An 18710-nucleotide genomic window follows, 5' to 3' on the forward strand; every position below is an offset into this window, starting at 1 on the left:
CTAGCACAGGCACGCAACGCTGGTAGTTCCGGATCGACAGGGGAGGCGCTTTTACCGACGTGGTGGGCCCGCGGCCCGACGGCACGCTGCGCATCGCCTGCCCAACCCGCCCGCGCCTGTTCTACCGCCGCCGCGGTGTTACGGGGCCAGGACGCTATTCGGAGTGGCCCGGTGGCGGTGGCTATGAAAGTAAATATCAGGGCCGCCGCTGCATCTCGTGCAGCATGGCCGAGAACTGCTCGGCGGTTTCGTGCCGCACCAGCGAGGGCCCGATCAGCGGCGGAAACCAGAAGCCCGGCAGCACTTCGGCGTGGTAGGTGAGCCGGGTGCCGCTGCCTTCGGGCTCCAGCTGCATCCGGCTTTCCATGCGCAAGATGTTGCCGCCCACGCCATGGGCGCGGATTTCTTGTGGCGGGGCCAGGTGGATCTCGCGGACCGACTCAAACTGGGTAGAGAAAATGCCGTACTTGGCCACGCCTTTTTGCGTAACCTTGACCAGCGTGTCGCTGCGCTCGGTGACCACGCTGCTGGTGAGGTTGGGCACAAAGTCGGCCATGTGCTCAAAGTCGGTCAACACCGCCCAGGCCCGGGTGGCATCGACTGGCGCGAGGATGCTCAAGTCCACCGTGAAGCTGCCATGGGCGCGTTCGACGCGCACATCGCTGTCGGACACCACGGGGGGCGCATCGGCGGCCAGGGCGGCTGGTAGCGGGTATAGCCACACCGCCAGTGCCAGGATGGCCAGGGGTCGGGAAATCAAACGGTACGGCATTTTGGGCCTCCAAAGTGCTGCCCGTGCTTATCTGGTAAGCGCAGGCAGCTCTCAATTTTGAAGTGTAGGCGTAGCCGCTGCACCGGCCTGCCGCGGCCCCGGATTACATCTTGGGCGTCATCTGCCCACGGATTTCGCCGCCCTTGTTGGCCGCGGTGTGCACATTGGCGTACCACTTGCCTGCCAACAGGTCGGCGGCTTGCGCGGGGGTCAGGGTGGCCTGGCCTTCCAGCGGGCTGCTGGTGCCGGTAAAGGGCACCACCACACCGGCGTTCGACCCGGCAGTGGCTGGGCCGTGGAAGTGGGCGGCGGTGGCCGGGCCGGTCAGGCCTGAGAAAGTGACTTTCCAGGTCAGCACATTGGTGTCTTTGTTCAGCCAGGCTTCGGCCGTGCCCGTGCCGCTGGAGGCCGTGGGCGGCACCTCTTGGGCGGCGCTCAGTTGCCCGGACAGCGTCACCTTGTTGGACGGCATCATGGAGCTGCAACCTGCCATGCCAATTGCCAGGATGGCGGTGGCAAAAAGTGATTTCGTGAAAGTGCGGTGGGTGACCATCATGGGTGTCTCCAAGGGGTGGTTTGCCCGGCTTGTTCGGGTGGGCCGGGTCAAAATCAGTCTAGCACCGCATCTGCCGTTGCGTACCGGCGGGGTTACTTGTAATACGCCTCGACCTTGCCCTTGACCTTCATCAGCAGCGGCTGGCCCTTGCGGTCGCGGGTTTTGCCTGCGGGCACCTTGACCCAGCCTTCGCTGATGCAGTATTCCTCGACGTCCACGCGCTCGTTGTCATTCAGGCGGATGCCGATGTCGTGTTCGAACACGGCGGCCACGTGGTGGGGGCTGCGCGGGTCGGCGGACAGGTGGTCGGGCAGGGCGGGGCGGGTGGAGGCGGTGGTGGTGTCGGTCATGTGTGTTTGTGAAAGAAGAGGAATCACCGCTATTTTCCCGGATTTGGGGGCGGCCCCTGCCGGGTCGGGCCGAACACCGTAGACTTGCGCCCTCTTTTCAACCACTTCCGTCCCACCATGTCTCTGTCTCTCCACCAAGCCTCTGTGTCCCTGTTCACCCAAATCCTGGGCGGTCTGAGCGGCGTGCTGCACAAAGCCGAAGCCCACGCGACCGACAAGAAGATCGACCCCAGCGTGTTGCTGCAGTCGCGCCTGTTCCCCGACATGTTTGCGCTGACCCGCCAGGTGCAGATTGCCGCCGACTTTGCCAAGGGCTGTGCCGCCCGCCTGGCCGGTGTGGACGTGCCTGCGTATGAAGACAACGAAGCCAGCTTCGGCGACCTGCAGGCCCGCATCGCCAAGACCCTGGCCTTCATCCAGAGCCTGCCCGCCGCCGACATCGAAGCCGGTGCCGACCGCAGCATCGTGCTGCGCCCCGGCACGCCCAAAGAGCAGACCCTGCTGGGCAGCGCCTACCTGCTGCACTACACCCTCCCGCACTTCTTCTTCCATACCACCACGGCCTACGACATCCTGCGCCACAACGGCGTGGAAGTTGGCAAGAAGGATTTTGTCGGCAGCTTCTAAGGTGCAGTTGCTGCTGGCCCCTATGGAGGGGCTGCTCGACTTTGTTTTGCGGGATATGTTGACGCGCGTCGGCGGTATCGACCGCTGCGTGTCCGAGTTCATCCGCGTCACCAACACCTTGCTGCCCGAGCGGGCCTTCATCCGCGTGGTGCCCGAGCTGCTCAATGGCAGCCGCACACTGGCCGGGGTGCCGGTGCGGCCGCAGTTGCTGGGCTCGGACCCGGTGTGCCTGGCCGAAAACGCCGGGCGCCTGGCCAGCCTGGGCCCCATGGGCGTGGACCTGAACTTTGGCTGCCCGGCCAAGGTGGTGAACCGCCACGGCGGCGGCGCGGCCCTGCTGGACGAGCCCGAGCTGCTGGTGAAGATTGTCTCGGCGGTGCGGCGTGCCGTGCCTTTGGAGCAAACCGTGTCGGCCAAGATGCGGCTGGGTTTCAACGACGACAGCCGGGCCGTGGAATGCGCGCTGGCCATTGCCGAGGCCGGGGCCACCGAGATTGTGGTGCACGCCCGCACCCGGGCCGACGGCTACCGCCCGCCCGCCTACTGGGCGCGCGTGAATGACATCCGCCAGGCGGTGGCCATCCCGGTGGTGGCGAATGGCGAGATCTGGACGGTGGACGATGCCCGCCGCTGCCGCGCGGCATCCGGCTGCGACACGCTGATGCTGGGGCGCGGCATGGTGACCGACCCTGGCCTGGCGCGGGCCGTCCGGGCCGACTCCGACGCGATGCACCTGCCCTGGGCAGATCTGCAACCGCTGGTCAACGCCTTCTGGCAGCTGGTGTGCAGCCAACTGGAGCCGCGCTCACGGGCGGGGCGGCTCAAGCAGTGGCTGAACTTTCTGCGCCGCCAGTACCCCGAGGCGGAAGTGGCCTTTGTGGCCCTTCGGGCCGAGACCGACCAGGCCAAGGTGACGGCCTGGCTGGCCAAGAATAACCATTAAAAACAGCCTCTAGCGCCCATTCCATGGGCGTAGGCAGCTATAAATTAAATAGCTATCAGCTGTACACCATGAAGTTCTGCGCGGCCCGCCTGCTGGCCTGCTTTTGCGTGGCTTCCTGTAGCAGCGTGGCGAGCTGGGCGGTCAGTGCGGCGTGCAGTACGTTCAGCCCTTGCATGTCCACTGCCTGGCCGTTGACCGGGCCTTTGGCCAGTACCTGGCTGTGGTCGCGCAGGCGCAAGATGGCGGTGCCCACGGCGGCAAATGCGGGCAGATGGCCATACAGGGCATTGCCGCGCTGGGCGTACCAGTTGCCAAAGCGGGCCGGGTAGTGGGCTTCGGCATCGGCGGGCCGGGCGGCAATGTGGGCCACCCATGCATGGTGGTCGTGTTCGGCCAGCAGCAGCGGAAAGTCGGCGGTGTCCCACTGCGTGGCCCCCCAGGCGCGCCAGGCTTTGCCGGGGATGAAGTCGGTCGCCCAGGCGGCCACGGTGTCGGCGGGCATGGGGCGGGCGATGCCGTAGCCCTGGGCCAGGTCGCAGCCCAGTTGCAGCAGCAGCAGGCCATGTTCTACGGTTTCCACGCCCTCGGCGATGACCTTGCGGTTGAAGGCCTTGGCCAGGCCGACCACGGCTTCCACCAGGGTCAGGTCGTCGGGGTCTTCCAGCATGTCGCGCACAAAGGCCTGGTCGATCTTCAGGGTGTTGGCGGGCAGGCGCTTGAGGTAGGCCAGGGACGAGTAGCCGGTGCCAAAGTCGTCCAGTGCAAACTGCACGCCGAGCTGCTGGCAGGCGGCCATCACGCTGCGCATGTGCTGCACGTCTTCCAGCGCGGCCGATTCCAGAATCTCCAGCTCCAGCATGCTGGGCGAGACCTGCGGAAAACAAGCCAGGATGCTGCCCAGCCGGGCCACGAAGTCGGGCCGATGGAAGTGCCGCGCCGCAATGTTGACGCTGACCACCCAATGCCGACCCAGCGCCGCCCATTGCTGCATCTGCTGTAGCGCCTGGTGCAACACCCATTCGCCGATGTCGATGATCAGGTCGGTGTGCTCCACCAGCGGCAGGAAATGGTAGGGGCCGACCACGCCCTGCTCGGGGTGTTGCCAGCGCAGCAGGGCCTCCATGCCGAACACGCTGCCGGTGCGCATGTTCAGCTTGGGCTGGTAGTACAGGCGCAGTTCGCCGTCCAGCAGGGCCTGGTGGATGCGGGTGCGCTGGTGGTGGTGGGTTTGCACCTCCTGGTCGCGCTGGGCATCGAACAAGTGGCTGCGGTTGCGGCCGGTCTGCTTGGCCTGGACCATGGCCTGGTCGGCGTGGCGCAGCAGGGTGTCGAGGTTGGTGTCGCCGCGGGTGTCGTCGCGCGGCGTCACGGCAATGCCGATGCTGGTGGTGAGGTGCACGGTCTGCTCGTCCAGCGGGTAGGGGGCGGACAGCAGGGCCTGCACCTGGTCGACGTGGCGCTGCACTTCGGCCAGGTCGTGCTGGTCCTTGAGCAGCAGCACAAACTCATCGCCGCCCAGGCGCGCCAGGCCGTGGTCGTCCCCGGCAAATTCGGCCAGCCGCTGGGCCACCTGCTGTAGCAGGCGGTCGCCGTTGCTGCTGCCATAGCGGGTGTTGATGGGCTGGAAGTGGTCCAGGTCCAGCAGGCACACGGCCAGCAGCTTGTGGTGGTGGCGGGCCTGCAGGATGGCCAGGTTGAAGGGCTCCTCCATGGCGGCGCGATTGTGCAGGCCGGTCAGCACGTCGTGGCCAATCTGCCACGAGATCTCCTGGATCAGCTGGCGCTTTTCGCTGACGTCGCGGAACACCAGCACGCAGCCCACGGCGGTGCCGTCGGCCTGGCGGATCGGGGCGGCGGTGGTCTCGATGGCGATGCGCTCGCCCGACGGGTGCAGCAGCGTCTGGTGGGTGGCGTGCACCACGGTGGTGGTTTGGTACAGCGGGGTGTGTTTGGCCGGGCCGGCGGCCCAGCCGGGTTCTTCCTGCAGCTCAAACACTTCGGCCAGTGGGTGTCCCAGCGCCTGCTGCTGGGTCCAGCCGGTGAGCTGCTGGGCTACGGCGTTCAGGGTGTGGATGCGCCCGGCCAGGTCGGTGGTGATGACGGCATCGCCAATCGACGACAGGGTGACTTCGGCGCGCTCTTTCTCGATCTGCAGGGCGGTCTGGGTTTGCGTCAGCGATGCCACCAGGCTTTGTACCTCGTCCGCCATGTTGTTGAACGTATGGGCCAGGGTACGCGCCTCCAGCGGGCCCGCCACCTGCATGCGGGTGGCCAGGTCGCCATGCTGGAATTGCTGGGTGGCCACGGCCAGCCGCTGCAGCATGCGCCGGTTGGTGCGCAGCACCCACACCAGCAGGCCCAGGATCGTCAACACGCTGCCCACCGCAATCCACAGCTGGGTCTGTACCCGGCTCCAGGCGCTGTTGAACGCAAATACCGGGCTGATCTGCACGGTCAGCGTGCCTGCGTGCCCGGCGGCCTCCAGCTCGGCGGTATGCGCGCCGATGCCCAGCCAGGTGCCGAACCAGGCGGGGTAGTGCGCCACCGTAGGGGCCGGGTTGCGCGCTTCGGTGCGCTGGCTACCCGCACGCCACTGCAGCACGGCGACATCGGGGTAGGCCCGCAGCTCGTTGCGCAACCAAGCCTGCATGGGCTGGGGCTGGGGCGCCTCCAGGGTCAGCGCCAGTGCGGGCAACAGATACTTTTGGACCAACTGGACCTGCTGCGCAAAATGGGCCTCGGCAGTGCGGGTTTCGACCCGGACCAGCAGCTGGTAGCGCACGGTTCCCACCACTGCGATCAGCAGCAGCATAGGCAAAAACAGGCGGGTGGCGGTACTTAACGTCAGCCACGCAGGTGCTGTATCTCGGGTCTTGGGCATGGAATCAGCAAGGCGCTTAGATTTGGATTGACTTTGGTTTTATCACACTGCCTGTAACTTTGTGTAACTTTTAAAACATTTTTATGCCCAATTACACGCGGTGGCGGGTCCATCCTGGGGGCGCGGCGAGCGATTATCCGACATGCGTGTACCGCTATGTAAAGCATAGTGTCGGACGGCTTTTTCAGCGTCCCAGACATAAAACGACACAAACCGATACCGCACCGAGAGGACACGCAGCACCCGCCCCGGCACCATGGGAACCCTGTTTAACCCCCTCATCCTCCAGGACCCCACCATGCGATTCGTATTTAAAAGAACCTTCAAAAGAGCCTTGGTTGGCATCTTCGGTGCCAGCCTGCTGGTCGGCACCCTCAGCGCCTGCGCGGGCCGCGGCGGGCACGCCTGGGGCGGCCCGGTCAACGAGCAGCGCGCCGCCGAGTTCCGCGTCAAGATGGTCGAGAAGGTCGGCAAGAAGCTCGACCTGAACGACGCGCAAAAGCAGTTGCTGGTTGCTTTGAGCGATGCGCTGCAGGCCCAGCGCAAAGCCCTGGTGGGCAGCAGCACCGATCCACGTGCCGACATCCAGGCGCTGGTGGCGGGCGCCCAGTTCGACCGCGCCAAGGCCCTGGCCCTGGCCGAGGAAAAAACCAAAGCCCTGCAGAGCCAAAGCCCCCAGGTGATCACCGCCGCCGCCAACTTCTATGACGCGCTGAACCCCGCGCAACAACAACAGGTGCGCGATTTCATGCAACACCGGGGAGGCTGGTTCCGCCACGGCTGACATGACAATAGCGCATGCCCAAAATCCTGCTGATTGACGACGATGCCGAACTCGGTGGGCCGCTGGGCGTGTATCTGGCGCGCTTTGGACTGGCGCTGGACTGTGCGCTGAGCCCCAGCGCCGGGCTGGTCAAGCTGCGCCAGGGCGGCTTTGACGCCGTCATCTTGGACGTGATGCTGCCCGAGATGGACGGCTTTGCCCTGTGCCGCGCCATCCGCAAGGACAGCGACATCCCGGTCGTCATGCTCACCGCCCGCGGCGAGGTGATGGACCGGGTGGTCGGGCTGGAGCTGGGGGCCGACGACTACCTGCCCAAGCCCTTCGAGCCGCGCGAGCTGGTGGCCCGGCTGCAAACCGTGCTGCGCCGCCAGCGTGTGCCCATGGAGGCGCACCGGCTGGTATTTGACGGCCTGGAGATGGATCTGGACAAACGCAGCGTGCTGCGCCAGGGCGAGCTGGCCATGGAAGAACTGGACCTGACCAGCACCGAATTCGAACTGCTTGGCCTGCTGGCCCGCGAGCCCGGCAAGGTGTTCAGCCGCGACGACATCCTGAACCGCCTGCGCGGCCACGAGGTGGACCTGCAGACCCGCGCCGTGGACCTGCTGGTCAGCCGCCTGCGCAAGAAGCTGGAGCCGCTGGACTGCATCAAGACCTGGCGCAATGCGGGCTATTCATTGGCAGTGGGCCGTGTTTAAACGCATTCGCCGCGCGCGCCACACCATGCGCCACTCGCTGCGCTGGCGGCTGGTGATGCTGTTCATGGGGCTGGCGCTGGCCATGTCGGTGGTGTTTGTGGGCGGCATGCAAAAGGCCTTTTCCACCGGCTGGCGCGAAATGTTCCGCCCGCTGGTGGCCGACTATGTGGACCGTCTGGTGGCCGATCTGGGCAGCCCGCCCAGTGTGGAGCGGGCCCAGGCCCTGGTGCAGCGCCTGCCGCTGTCGGTGCGCATCGACGGGCCACAACTGCACTGGGACTCCCACCCCGACACGTCGGCAGAGCACCCGGCCCGCGCCTGGATGCGCGACCCCGCCGCCAGCCAGGGCTGGCTCAGCCGCACCACGCCCGACGGCAGCCGCGTGGTGCTGGGCCTGGGCCTGAACCTGGGCGGCAAAGACTGGGAGCAGCCGCGCCGCAACATCCTGTGGGCCACCCTGGGTATTTTGCTGCTGCTGACCGGCGTGGCGTACGCCGTGGTGCGCCGCCTGCTGCGCCCGCTGGAAGACATCCGCCGCGGCACGCAACGCTTTGGCGCGGGCGACTTCAGCCAGCCCATCCCCCAGAAAAGCCGCGACGAACTGGGCGAACTGGCACGGCACATCAACACCATGGCGCACGACATCCACGCCATGCTGGAGGCCAAGCGCGGCCTGCTGCTGGCCATCAGCCACGAGCTGCGCTCACCGCTCACCCGCGCGCGGCTCAACACCGAGCTGCTGCCCGACACCGCCGAGCTGCAGCCCCTGCGCGAGCCGCTGCTGCGCGACCTGCAGCTCATGCGCGACCTGGTCAGCGACCTGCTGGAGAGCGAGCGCCTGGCCAGCCCGCACGCCGCCCTGCAGCTGGAGCCCACCGATCTGGCGGCGTTGGTCACCGAGATGGCCACGGCCCCCGGCACCCAACTCCATATCGAGTCCAACCTGCCCGCCTGGCCGCTGGACCAGGTCCGTATGCGCCTGCTGCTGCGCAACCTGCTGGACAACGCCCGCCAGCACGGCCAGGGCACTATCGAGGTGCACCTGGCCCGCGTCGAAACGGGCCTGCAACTGCGCGTGCGCGACCACGGCCCGGGCGTGGCCGATGGCCAATGGGCGCAGCTGGCCGAGCCGTTCTACCGCGCCGACGCGGCCCGCCAGCGCGGCACCGGCGGGGTGGGGCTGGGACTGACCCTGTGCCGCCTGGTGGCGCAGGCCCACGGTGGGCGGCTCACGCTGCGGCCCGCGCAGCCGGGGCTGGAGGCGGTGGTGGATTTGCCGTTGCCTGCGCGCTAGGAACATGTTCTCAGTGGCTTGCGGGCCAACCCATCAAGGCCTCGTCGGCCCGGGGTAATCTTTGATAATGGGCTAGCAAGACAGTCTGTTTTTGCGACCTTTCCTCTACCCGGGTGCCCATGGACTCCTCTTTTGTTGCTGTTCGCTACGCCCCCGGGATCGTGGCCTTGTCGTACTTTATTGCCAGCTTTGCATCCTATGTCGCTCTGGACCTGGCCAAGCGCGTGCGCACCCTGGACCGCGCGGTGGCCTTGGGCTGGTGGGCGGGTGGTTCGGTGGCCATGGGTACCGGCATCTGGTCGATGCATTTTGTCGGCATGCTGGCCGTCAGCCTGCCGTTTGCGGTGGGCTATGGCTATGCCATCACGGCACTGTCGTGGGTGGCGGCGGTGGTGGTGTCGGCGATTGCGCTGTATGTGGCCAGCCGCAACCGCCTGACATTGCCCCGGCTGGCCTTGGGGGCGCTGGCCATGGGGGCGGGCATTTGCGCCATGCACTACACCGGCATGGCGGCGCTGGATATGGCGCCTGGCATCCAATGGGCGTCTGCCTGGGTGCTGGCCTCGGTCGGTATTGCGGTGGCGGCATCGGCCGTGGCTTTGCTGATCTTCTTTTGGCTGCGCCGCCACAGTGGCAATGCCGCGCGTTGGTGGCAGTTGCTGGCGGCCATGGTCATGGGTGCGGCGATCTGCGGCATGCACTACACCGGTATGGCCGCGGCGCAGTTTGCGGTGGGGTCGGTATGCCTGAGCGCCGACCAGTTGCGGGGCGACAGCCTGGGCGTGCTGGTGTCGGTGGCCACGATTGTGCTGCTGAGCCTGACCATGTTCACCTCGATGATCGATGCCCGCATGCAAAGCAAGACGGCCGTGCTGGCGGCCTCCCTGCAAACGGCTAACACCGAGCTGCAAGCCCTGGCTTTCCGCGATGCGTTGACCGGCTTGCCCAACCGCCTGCTGTTTGACGACCGTGTGGGCGTGGCGGTGCAGCGTTGCACCCGCGATGGGTCTACCCTGGCGGTGCTGTTTGTGGACCTGGATGGTTTCAAGCCGGTCAATGATTCGTTCGGCCATGGCTTTGGGGACATGGTGCTGCAGGTGATGGCCCAGCGCCTGGCTGGCCAGGCCCGGGCCACCGACACCGTGGCCCGCGTGGGCGGCGACGAATTTGTGCTGCTGCTGGAGGGCAACCCCGACACCACGGCCACCGCGCAGATCGCCCAGCGCATCATTGATGCCCTGGGCCTGCCGGTCACCAGCGGCGAGCACGAGGTGCGCCTGTCGTGTTCGCTGGGTATCGCCATGTTCCCGTCGGACGGCCCGCGCGACCAGCTCATGGGGCATGCCGATGCGGCCATGTATGCGGCCAAGCGAGGCGGCGGCAGTGCCTATGCGTTTTTTGAACCCCACATGAATGCGGGGGTGCGGGAGCAGATCGAACTCCAGCGCGATTTGCGCCTGGCGATCGAGCGCAACGGGCTGTCCCTGCACTACCAACCCAAGGTCAGCGCCAGCCGCAGCGTGATCACCGGGGTCGAGGCCCTGGTGCGCTGGCAGCACCCGGAGCGGGGCATGCTGAGCCCGGCCATCTTCATACCGGTGGCCGAACGTTTTGGCCTGATCAACGCCTTGGGGGACTGGGTGATCCAGGAAGCTTGCCGACAGATGCAGGTCTGGCGTGAGCGGGGCTTGCGTATCCGGGTGGCCATCAACCTGTCGGTACACCAGTTGCGCCAGGATGACCTGGGGCCGCGCGTCGAGCGGGCCTTGCAGGCGCACCAGCTGGACCCGGCCTTGCTGATTTTCGAGATCACCGAGTCGGTGGCGATGGAAGATGCCGAGGGCACCTTGCAGGCGTTTGAGGCGCTGAGGCGGATTGGCGTGCAGCTGTCCATCGATGACTTTGGCACCGGCTACTCCAGCCTGTCGTACCTGCGGCGCTTGCAGGTCAGCCAGCTGAAAATCGACCAGTCCTTTGTGCAAGACCTGGAGCACAGCGCCGATGCCCGCGCCATCGTGGAAGCGGTGGTCAAGCTGGCCCACGCGCTGGGTTTGACCGTGGTGGCCGAGGGGGTGGAAACCGCCGGTCAGCGCGAGGTACTGACCGGTTTGGGTTGCGATGAGCTGCAAGGCTATTTGTTCGCCAAACCCATGGCCGCAGGGGTGATGGGCGACTGGGCTGACAACGTGGGCCGACCGGCGGATCTGGCGTTTGCCGAGTCGGTGTTTCTAAACTTTTCGCACCCGTAAACGGGACCTGGCGGATCAGGCCTCCAGCCGGAAGTGCCCGCTGCGCAGCAGCGCCTCGCTGTCGGCCCGGGCCACCCGCTGCACCGGCTGGGCAGCGGAAAACTGGTACACGCGCCCGGTATGGGGCCCACGGACCTGCACCGCCGAGCGGGCCAGGTAGCGCAGCCCCAGGCTGCCCAGGCCGTCTGGGGCGGCCACCGGCAACGCCGCCGGTGCCGGTGGCTTAGCGAACGAGGTGAACCGGGCCGGTGCCGGTACTGGTGCCATTACTGGTGCCGTTACTGGGGCCTGGGGGGGGAGCGAGGGGGGGCTCGGCAGGCGGTGGGTCGCCAGCGCCTCGCGTTTCTGTCCGCAGCAGCTCATGGGCATCTCCTTCGGGGTCGGTCAGTTCAAGAACCGGCGGCGGGGCAGCGGGCCCCAGCCGCTCCAGCAGGCAGGCCGCGCCCGACAGGCCCAGCCAGGCCAGCAGCCATTCCACGGGGTTGCGGGCCACCGCCAGGGCGACCGGTGCGGCCACCCACAGGCTCAGGCAGTAGAAGCAATCGAGCATCTGGCCCCACACGCCCTGGCCTGCCGCGGTGCGCAGGCGCAGCACGGCATCCCAGGGCCCGTCTTCCAGCGCCAACAGGTGCGCCAGCCGCCAAGTGGCCAGCGCGCCCAGCACGGCGGTGAACCAGGGCGCGTCCATGCTCAGTTGGGGCCGGGCAGGTCGTTGCAGATCTTCACCGGCCACGAGGACTGCGCGTAGTTCACGCCGCAGGGCCGCACGGTGCGGTCGTACACCGTCAGGCTGAAGGTGTAGACGCAGCAGGCGCCGCGCGGCGTGGCAAAGTCGTCGGGCACAAAGTACGGCAGAAAGGCTTTGCAGGCCGGGTCGATGGCGCGCAGGTCAAACATCGCCAGCAGGCCGATCACCTGGGGCAGCGTCGGCACCCCACAGCGGGTGCCGGGGTCGCCGACCCGGCTGGTGCCGTAGTAGCAGGCACCGCCCGGGCCGGGCACCGGGATGCTGATGGACGGGCCACCCTGCTTGGTGACCGACACCACGTAGTAGTCGAAGTTGTCGTTCGGCCGGGTCAGCGGCAGGAACTCGTCGATGTACTCGTCGTAGGCAATGCCCGATACCGGCAGGCCCCAGGCCACGCTGCAGTCTGGCGGCTGGGCGAACTGGCTGATGAACAGGTCGGCGCACTGGGGCACGGCATCGATGCGGATCAGCGCACTCAGCGGCTTGTTGTCCAGCCACACCCTCTGGGTGTCGCAGTAGGTGCCGCCCAGCGTGTCTTCCACCAGCAGGCGGATGGTGTAGAGGCCGCTGAGCTGACAGCCGCCGATGTTGCTGGACCAGCCCGAGGGCGACAGCAGCGCCTGCGGGTCGTTCAACAGGCACCAGGGCGGGAAAGGCACCGGCACCAGGCAATCGGCCGTCCAGAAGGCGGTGAGCACCGAGGTGTCGGTGCGCATGTTGATGGCCCGGTATTGCGCGGGCGTGCTGAACTCCACCGACCAGAAGTTGCTCCATCCCGGGGTGGCGCAGTCGAGCTCGAACCCGGCCTTGTAGTCCAGCGTGTAGCGCTTGATCCGCAGGCTGTCGTCGCAGCCCCCGATGGTGGCCGCGCCCAGCACGGCCAGGCAGGTACCGAACGAGGCCTCGAAGGTGCCCGATGGGCGGCTGCACAGGGCGGGCACAAAGTCGATCAGCCGTGCACCGGGGTCGGTCCAGGGGGCGTCCAGTGCCGTGCTGCCGCCGATGCCAAGAATGCGCACATCCTTTTTGAACACCGAAAACACCGTCTGGCAGGGGATGGTGGACTGGTTGCTGCCAAACACCGTGACCCGCACAAAGTAGGTGCCCGCATTCAGCAAGGTGGTGTTGAGGTAGCCCAGCAGGCCGCCCACCACCGGGCTGCTGCCCTGCACGGTATTGCCCGGTGGCACCGGGGGGTAGACGAAGTTGGCCGCATGCCAGACCACGCCGTTGAGCGACCATTCCAGCACATAGCGCACAAACCCCAGGCCGGCCGCGGTGCCGGTGATGGGCACCACCATGGCCGGAATCAAGGCGTTGACCTGTTCGGCCACGCAGCCGTCCGGGCCGGTCAGGGCGCACTGCAGCGGGCGGAAGCATTCGCGCAGGCAGCGCCAGTACGCACGCAGGCAGCGGGCCACGTCCACCAGGGTGCGGGCGCGCGCCAGGCAGCAGCCAAAGCGGATGGCGCACAGGCACCAGCAGCGGCAGAACCAGAACCAGGGCTGGGCGCTGTGTTCCTTGAACGCGGCGGCCCCCAGCAGGGCCTGGGCGGTGTCCACGGTCAGCAGCCGCTCGAACACGGCGGCGGCCTCTTCCTCGCCCTCCTGGCAATCGACCTGGCCGCCGTCAATCGCCTCGGGCAGGCCCGCCGTGAAATCCACCGTGGCCAGCTGGTCCGACAGGTAGGGCCGGTAGGCCTTGGCCAGTGCGTCGATCAGCGTGTCCAGGTCTTTGCGCTCGGTGGCACTGAGCTTGCCGGGCGTGACCGGCGTACCCAGCACCTCGCGCACGCACAGCCAGTAGCGGTACAGGTAGTAGGCCGACAGCCGGAAGCTGCGCGGGCGGCGGCACAGCAGCCAGCCAAAGATGATGCAGCAACGGATGTGCAGCAGGCACCAGCGCCAGTTGTCGGTGGGGCCCAGCAACTCGCGGGCCTGCGCGGGCAGCAGGGCCAGGGTGGTTTTTTCGTCGGCAAAGCGGCTGAACAGGCGCTGCGCCATGGCGATCTCGGCCTCGCAGTCGGGCTCCAGCTGGCTGGCCTCTTTGGCCAGGCCCTGCAGGTCGTCGGCGCGTTGCAGGTCCTCTTGCAGGATGGGCCGGTAGACCGCGACCAGGGCCTCCAGCACCTGCTGGAATTCGGGGTTGTCGGGGCTGGGGTCGTTCGGATCGGCATCGCGCAATGCAGCATGGTCAGCGGGCATGGTGGTCTCCTGTATTGGGCCCTTTATGGGTCGGTTTCAATATAGGAGGCGGGCCAAAAACCGTGTCCACCAATTTGGGGATAAACGCCGCAATCTGCTGGAGTGCTCTATTTTTTATAGCTGCTTGCGCTGATGGAATAAGCGCAATCGGCCTGTATGTTCGGTACGAACTCTGGTCTTGGTGTTATGGCAACCCCGCTGGCAATGCAATGGAACATACTGAAAACGAAGCGTTTTCAAAGGCAGTGACGCTACCAGCGGGACAAAAGCCTTTGGTTCGGGGTAATACAACTTGGGGTATTCGGTTCTTTGCTGCGTAATTCAAATAATCGTTCGGAGTGACCAGTGAATTAACTTCAGTGAATCTGGGCATCCATTGCCAGTAAAAAGAAGGATCCCACATTACAGCAGCTCCTTGCTTTAAATCTATCCATACGGGACGTTGTGTTCTAAATTGAAATTCATTGAATGCCAGGCCATGAATGCCATCCACAGGAAATAGAAACGGCCCTGTCAATTTGCTTTGGCGTATCCATCGCATCATTTCATAGGTGGATTTATCAATTTGTGATTTTTTAGATAAATCAAAAGAGCGCCAAGTATTGGCGGTATGCGCAACCTGGATCGAAAGTAAAATACACAAAATAGGAATGACTGCGTTTTCAACGGTTGGCTTGGTTGGATATTTAATTAATAAATATATAATTCCAAGCACCAGGAACCATCGCGCAATTGAACTGTAGGAGTAGCCAACCAGTAAGAGATCAAGAAAAATAGCAGAAAAAACAAGGAGGCTGGCGATGCAATTTCTGACGCCAAGTGAAATGCTATTTAACCATGTAAATCTAGTGCCCGAATTACAGAGCTGGGCTGCAGCCAGGTAGCTTAAGCACATGGCTACAAAAATAAGATATATTATATCTGTTCGCATTGACATGAGGGAGCTTATGGCCAATACCGCAACCACCCGGACGTCTATTTTGGATTTTATTTCGGTCAGCGCAAGTGTTGTAGCTGAGATAGTCAAAATAATTGCCAAGAACTGAAGTACGCCATCTGAGCGCAATAAATGTAAATTGAACACGTTACGGGTGTTAAATACATAGGGGGCGACTGATCCAACCAACAACAAAATAATGCATGCGGATAGGGTCGACATCCAAAATTTTCGATTGGTATGCAGGAACGCAGCTGCAAAGCCACAATACGTAAGGATCGATAAACTCACCAGATCTCTGAAGGAGGCTGCTTCAATGAGGAAGTGTGCCGGGTAATACTGTCGGATATAGTCGATATAACTAAAGTCTGGGACTGGTTTTTTGTTGCTCAATGCAAAAGTGATCCACACCACGACGGGGCTGCATGTAAACAGAAAGACCAGGCTCGATTTTGCCAGCAGCCGCCAGTCAGGCCGCTTTTCTGGGTCCATCACCACGCCCATTGCCAATATGGCCGCGAGCCAGATGCCAACGAATGCATTTATTAAAAAGACTATGCCTGTCAAGAAGGCAGAGAGAGTGAATCGTCCAAGCTGTGCCGCAACCATTGCGGCAACCAACGGGCCCCATGTTGCTTCTGAGTGGGTGAAGTACCCAATAAACAGGCCGTGCCCTCCCACTACCGAGCTACTGATGAGCCAAGGGGTGACGGCAGCCGCGGCAAGCGATATGGTGATGGCGCTTGGTCTGGATGTGCCGTTAACTTTTAAAAACCAAAATAGTGCAGAAAACGCAGCTGCTCTGCTCAATATATGGGCGGTGAAAAAAACAGGTTCGATATTCTCTTCGGTACTGAATGATCGAACGATGGGCCAGATGATGGAAGTGAACTTTTCCATAGACTGGTAAAAAGCGTCTCCCAGGAAGACAGGTAATTCACTTGACCGTAATACATAGGGGATATGAAAGGCATAGTTGCTGATGCCCAATCGGAATCCTGTGGTGGTTATAGAGACGGTTGTTGCTACCACTACGCAGGCCATGAAAAATAGGTTCCGATATCGGGGTGAGTCGGTCAGTCGAGACTTAATGAATGTCATAAAAACTTTCAAATAGGTCAGGTTGAGATACCCATCGAACCACGTTGGAGCATCGTTGCGGATGGGACAGAAAACAGCCGTCAGCTGCGGCTTACGATCCAAACCCCGGCGCAAATGAGTGCCACGCCAGTGCCTCGCATTGGCGTTACATGCTCTCCAGCCAGTAGACCAATGAGCACCGTGAGTGCAAAACCTAGTCCGACCAGCGGATACGCCTTGCTGACGTCCCACTTGGACAGCACGCCCAGCCAGATGACGGCGCCAAGGCCATACAGGAAAAAGCCGCTGAGTACCAACTTGTTGCTCAGAACCACGGCAAGGGTCCGCAAGGCCAGGGGTTGGGCCATGACTTCACGCACATCGCTGCTGGACATGCCCGCCTTCAACGCAAACTGGGCCAGGACCGATAGAACAATGCTCGACAGCGCTATGGCCAGCGTACTCATAGCGGAAACTCCAAGGTGGCGAAGCGTCCTATCAACACGATCATGACCAGTGTGAAGACGGTTGTCCGGCTCCCGAAATCCTTGATGGCATATACGACGGGGTCGTCGTGCATCTCGCCGCGCGAGGTCTTGATCCACAGGCGTGCCAGCCAGTAAATCAAACCTAGCGCGACCAACCATAGAAGGGCCGGCGTGGCATACCGTGCCTGGGTATCTGGTGAATTGATGAACAAACCGAACACCACCACAGACGACAGTGCGGCCCCGAGTCCAAGCGGCCATAGGACGACCAAGTCGGTACCGCGGTAATCGCGGCCACGCGTGATTTCCCCTTCGGCTAGCTCGAGCGATACCAGTTCCGAGCAGCGCTTTACCAGGGCCAGGCTCAAGAACATAAAAATTGAAAACGCCAGTAGCCAAGAGCTGGTGGTGACCCCAATAGCGACCGATCCTGCGAGGATGCGCAGCGTATAGAGTACCGAGAGCATGATGACATCCACCAGTACATAGCCCTTCAACATCCAACTATAGGCACTGGTAAGGGCCACATAGAGAACCAGAATGCAGAAGAACCCTGTAGAGATCGCCAAGGCCATCGCCAAAGCAGCCAACATCAGGAATACCGACATCGCGATACCGTGTTGTATGGGAATTCGGGCGCTGGCAAAAGGGCGCAGGCGTTTGCGTGGGTGGGCGCGGTCACTTTCCAGGTCCCAGAGGTCGTTGACCAGGTAGGTGGCCGACGCAGCCAAGGAAAATGCCAAAAAAGCGACCACCATAGTGACCAAAGCGGCGATGTGGGTGAAGCTGAACGCTGTGAGCAGTGGCACGAACAACAGCAGATTTTTCAGCCACTGGTGTACCCGCAATGCCCGGATCCATAGTGCAAACCCGCCGCTTTCTCCAGGAAACTCCTTTTCAATCGGGACTTGCTTTCGGATGGAGACGGCCAGGCCCGGCACCGCTCCGACCAGAATCGCCGCCTTTGCCGCCTGCCAGATCGGAAGATCGGCCGCGCTGTCCCCGGCATAAACAAAGTCGTCACCTACCTCGTTTTTGATGGCTTCTAATTTGGCGATGCCCTTGAGGTTGTCGTAACCGTCTGTGGCCAGCACGGTGTCAAACAAACCTAAATGCGTAGCTACGCCTGTGGCGATGGAGTGGTGCGCGGCCGTGGCCAGAACAATTCTGCGACCCTGGCTCTTTTCTGCCTGTAGGAAAGACAAAAAATCCTGTCGGTAAGGTAGCAATGCAGGCGCGATAGACGATCTGGCTGCCACCTGTTTTTTCAATTCGGCACGGCCACCTAAAAGCCAAAACGGCATACGCAGGAAGTTGATCGGAGACTGCTTGACGACCTGGATGATGGACTCGACCAGGGTGTCGGTGGGTGTCAGCGTGCCGTCCAGATCAACCACCAAGGTTGCAAGGCCTCCATCCTCGTGGGGCTGGTTGCTACGGCCTCCGATCGCTTCCAAGTCATGCAACGGAGCGGTTCTCACTGCAAACTCCGGCGGGCTTCAGCCCATAGCCTGCCCTGGAAACCAATGGATGGCACACAGCAATGCCATACGGTGCATGCAGTGGCAGGCGGGCGGGCTGCGCTGAACTTGCAATGTGGCACCTTGTTCACTCCTTCAATTTCGGGAATGGTTTCTATTGCATTCGTGTACGGCGAAACAGCGCCGCAACGCTGTCTCGTTCGGGAGTAGAACCCCAGCGCCGATTCCAAAAGACGCACCTACCGCCGTTACCCGCACCGTGAGTTGCATTTCGTAACCTCAGTATGCCAACTGCATATCGGCATACATTGATAAATCGCAATCTAGGCACTATTTCCTTGCGCAGACTCGTAGATTGGCGCGCGCGAATTTCGCCCACCGAACGGACGCCGAGAAAGGTTGTCTGCGCAGGCTGCCACGCCCTCGGGGGCGAGCTGACCTGCGGGCCTGAAGTCCGGGCGGATCGTCCCGCCTGGGCCGTAGCGGCGGGCAGAGGCTGGGTGTGGGTCGCACAAACGCGGTGCACACAACCACAAGGCGACAAGGCGCTGGCGCTTGAAGCCCAAGCCAAGCAGCACCGTGGTTCTATGTCTGGGCAAAAGTCGACCTGCTGCTCGC

Annotated in this window: 16 protein-coding genes; 6 read left to right on the plus strand and 10 right to left on the minus strand. The window is 63.4% G+C overall.

Annotated elements, in window-relative coordinates:
- Positions 1–196: 196 nt before the first annotated feature.
- From AB3G31_RS05990 to AB3G31_RS06000, 3 genes are all read right to left on the minus strand, one after another.
- Positions 197–772, minus strand: a complete 576-nt coding sequence (locus AB3G31_RS05990; protein WP_367849285.1) for an SRPBCC family protein — start codon at positions 770–772, stop codon at positions 197–199.
- A gap of 103 nt (positions 773–875) precedes the next feature.
- Positions 876–1325 carry a CHRD domain-containing protein gene (locus AB3G31_RS05995; protein ID WP_367850297.1) on the minus strand — a complete coding sequence of 150 codons (450 nt, stop codon included), beginning with the start codon at positions 1323–1325 and terminating at the stop codon, positions 876–878.
- A 95-nt stretch (positions 1326–1420) separates the two neighbouring features.
- Positions 1421–1678, minus strand: coding sequence for a DUF3297 family protein (locus tag AB3G31_RS06000; RefSeq protein ID WP_367849286.1), 258 nt, complete (start codon positions 1676–1678; stop codon positions 1421–1423).
- A gap of 117 nt (positions 1679–1795) precedes the next feature.
- Between AB3G31_RS06000 and AB3G31_RS06005 the strand changes: the two genes are divergently transcribed.
- Both AB3G31_RS06005 and AB3G31_RS06010 read left to right on the plus strand, forming a co-directional pair.
- Positions 1796–2305 (plus strand): DUF1993 family protein, encoded by a 510-nt coding sequence (locus AB3G31_RS06005; protein ID WP_367849287.1) that lies wholly within the window; start codon positions 1796–1798, stop codon positions 2303–2305.
- A gap of 22 nt (positions 2306–2327) precedes the next feature.
- Positions 2328–3248 carry a tRNA dihydrouridine synthase gene (locus AB3G31_RS06010; RefSeq protein ID WP_367850298.1) on the plus strand — a complete coding sequence of 307 codons (921 nt, stop codon included), beginning with the start codon at positions 2328–2330 and terminating at the stop codon, positions 3246–3248.
- A 55-nt stretch (positions 3249–3303) separates the two neighbouring features.
- Here the strand turns inward: AB3G31_RS06010 and AB3G31_RS06015 are convergent, their stop codons facing one another.
- A complete protein-coding gene (locus tag AB3G31_RS06015; RefSeq protein ID WP_367849288.1) occupies positions 3304–6129 on the minus strand; it encodes a putative bifunctional diguanylate cyclase/phosphodiesterase in 2826 nt (941 codons plus the stop codon).
- A gap of 298 nt (positions 6130–6427) precedes the next feature.
- On the opposite strand from AB3G31_RS06015, the gene AB3G31_RS06020 reads away from it, so the two are divergent.
- The 4 genes from AB3G31_RS06020 to AB3G31_RS06035 all read left to right on the plus strand — a co-directional run bounded on the left by AB3G31_RS06020 (position 6428) and on the right by AB3G31_RS06035 (position 11154).
- A complete protein-coding gene (locus AB3G31_RS06020; protein ID WP_367849289.1) occupies positions 6428–6913 on the plus strand; it encodes a Spy/CpxP family protein refolding chaperone in 486 nt (161 codons plus the stop codon).
- Between the two features lie 14 nt (positions 6914–6927).
- A complete protein-coding gene (locus tag AB3G31_RS06025) occupies positions 6928–7611 on the plus strand; it encodes a response regulator transcription factor (RefSeq protein WP_367849290.1) in 684 nt (227 codons plus the stop codon).
- The gene (locus AB3G31_RS06030) at positions 7604–8905 is read left to right on the plus strand and encodes an ATP-binding protein (protein ID WP_367849291.1); all 1302 of its coding nucleotides are present in this window, start codon (positions 7604–7606) and stop codon (positions 8903–8905) included. The genes AB3G31_RS06025 and AB3G31_RS06030 overlap by 8 nt, the downstream gene beginning before the upstream one ends.
- A gap of 119 nt (positions 8906–9024) precedes the next feature.
- Positions 9025–11154 carry a putative bifunctional diguanylate cyclase/phosphodiesterase gene (locus AB3G31_RS06035; RefSeq protein ID WP_367849292.1) on the plus strand — a complete coding sequence of 710 codons (2130 nt, stop codon included), beginning with the start codon at positions 9025–9027 and terminating at the stop codon, positions 11152–11154.
- A gap of 15 nt (positions 11155–11169) precedes the next feature.
- Here the strand turns inward: AB3G31_RS06035 and AB3G31_RS06040 are convergent, their stop codons facing one another.
- The 6 genes from AB3G31_RS06040 to AB3G31_RS06065 all read right to left on the minus strand — a co-directional run bounded on the left by AB3G31_RS06040 (position 11170) and on the right by AB3G31_RS06065 (position 18008).
- Positions 11170–11421 carry a hypothetical protein gene (locus AB3G31_RS06040; protein ID WP_367849293.1) on the minus strand — a complete coding sequence of 84 codons (252 nt, stop codon included), beginning with the start codon at positions 11419–11421 and terminating at the stop codon, positions 11170–11172.
- The gene (locus AB3G31_RS06045) at positions 11378–11842 is read right to left on the minus strand and encodes a DUF1360 domain-containing protein (RefSeq protein ID WP_367849294.1); all 465 of its coding nucleotides are present in this window, start codon (positions 11840–11842) and stop codon (positions 11378–11380) included. The genes AB3G31_RS06040 and AB3G31_RS06045 overlap by 44 nt, the downstream gene beginning before the upstream one ends.
- Before the next feature lie 2 nt (positions 11843–11844).
- The gene (locus AB3G31_RS06050) at positions 11845–14106 is read right to left on the minus strand and encodes a hypothetical protein (RefSeq protein ID WP_367849295.1); all 2262 of its coding nucleotides are present in this window, start codon (positions 14104–14106) and stop codon (positions 11845–11847) included.
- A gap of 184 nt (positions 14107–14290) precedes the next feature.
- Positions 14291–16033: a hypothetical protein gene (locus AB3G31_RS06055; RefSeq protein ID WP_367849296.1), complete on the minus strand. Its 1743-nt coding sequence runs from the start codon at positions 16031–16033 to the stop codon at positions 14291–14293.
- Between the two features lie 191 nt (positions 16034–16224).
- Entirely contained in the window at positions 16225–16590 is a 366-nt protein-coding gene (locus tag AB3G31_RS06060) for a hypothetical protein (RefSeq protein WP_367849297.1), read from the minus strand.
- A complete protein-coding gene (locus tag AB3G31_RS06065) occupies positions 16587–18008 on the minus strand; it encodes a UbiA family prenyltransferase (RefSeq protein WP_367850299.1) in 1422 nt (473 codons plus the stop codon). The genes AB3G31_RS06060 and AB3G31_RS06065 overlap by 4 nt, the downstream gene beginning before the upstream one ends.
- Positions 18009–18710 lie beyond the last annotated feature (702 nt).

This window comes from Rhodoferax sp. WC2427 (assembly GCF_040822085.1).
Lineage (GTDB): Bacteria > Pseudomonadota > Gammaproteobacteria > Burkholderiales > Burkholderiaceae_C > Rhodoferax_B.

Coding starts and splice junctions, on each gene's coding strand:
- AB3G31_RS06050 (WP_367849295.1), bottom strand. CDS start 14,106: ATGCCCGCTGACCATGCTGCATTGCGCGATGCCGATCCGAACGACCCC.
- AB3G31_RS06005 (WP_367849287.1), top strand. CDS start 1,796: ATGTCTCTGTCTCTCCACCAAGCCTCTGTGTCCCTGTTCACCCAAATC.
- AB3G31_RS06010 (WP_367850298.1), top strand. CDS start 2,328: ATGGAGGGGCTGCTCGACTTTGTTTTGCGGGATATGTTGACGCGCGTC.
- AB3G31_RS06045 (WP_367849294.1), bottom strand. CDS start 11,842: ATGGACGCGCCCTGGTTCACCGCCGTGCTGGGCGCGCTGGCCACTTGG.
- AB3G31_RS06060 (WP_367849297.1), bottom strand. CDS start 16,590: ATGAGTACGCTGGCCATAGCGCTGTCGAGCATTGTTCTATCGGTCCTG.
- AB3G31_RS06000 (WP_367849286.1), bottom strand. CDS start 1,678: ATGACCGACACCACCACCGCCTCCACCCGCCCCGCCCTGCCCGACCAC.
- AB3G31_RS06020 (WP_367849289.1), top strand. CDS start 6,428: ATGCGATTCGTATTTAAAAGAACCTTCAAAAGAGCCTTGGTTGGCATC.
- AB3G31_RS06040 (WP_367849293.1), bottom strand. CDS start 11,421: ATGGCACCAGTACCGGCACCGGCCCGGTTCACCTCGTTCGCTAAGCCA.
- AB3G31_RS05990 (WP_367849285.1), bottom strand. CDS start 772: ATGCCGTACCGTTTGATTTCCCGACCCCTGGCCATCCTGGCACTGGCG.
- AB3G31_RS06015 (WP_367849288.1), bottom strand. CDS start 6,129: ATGCCCAAGACCCGAGATACAGCACCTGCGTGGCTGACGTTAAGTACC.
- AB3G31_RS05995 (WP_367850297.1), bottom strand. CDS start 1,325: ATGGTCACCCACCGCACTTTCACGAAATCACTTTTTGCCACCGCCATC.
- AB3G31_RS06035 (WP_367849292.1), top strand. CDS start 9,025: ATGGACTCCTCTTTTGTTGCTGTTCGCTACGCCCCCGGGATCGTGGCC.
- AB3G31_RS06025 (WP_367849290.1), top strand. CDS start 6,928: ATGCCCAAAATCCTGCTGATTGACGACGATGCCGAACTCGGTGGGCCG.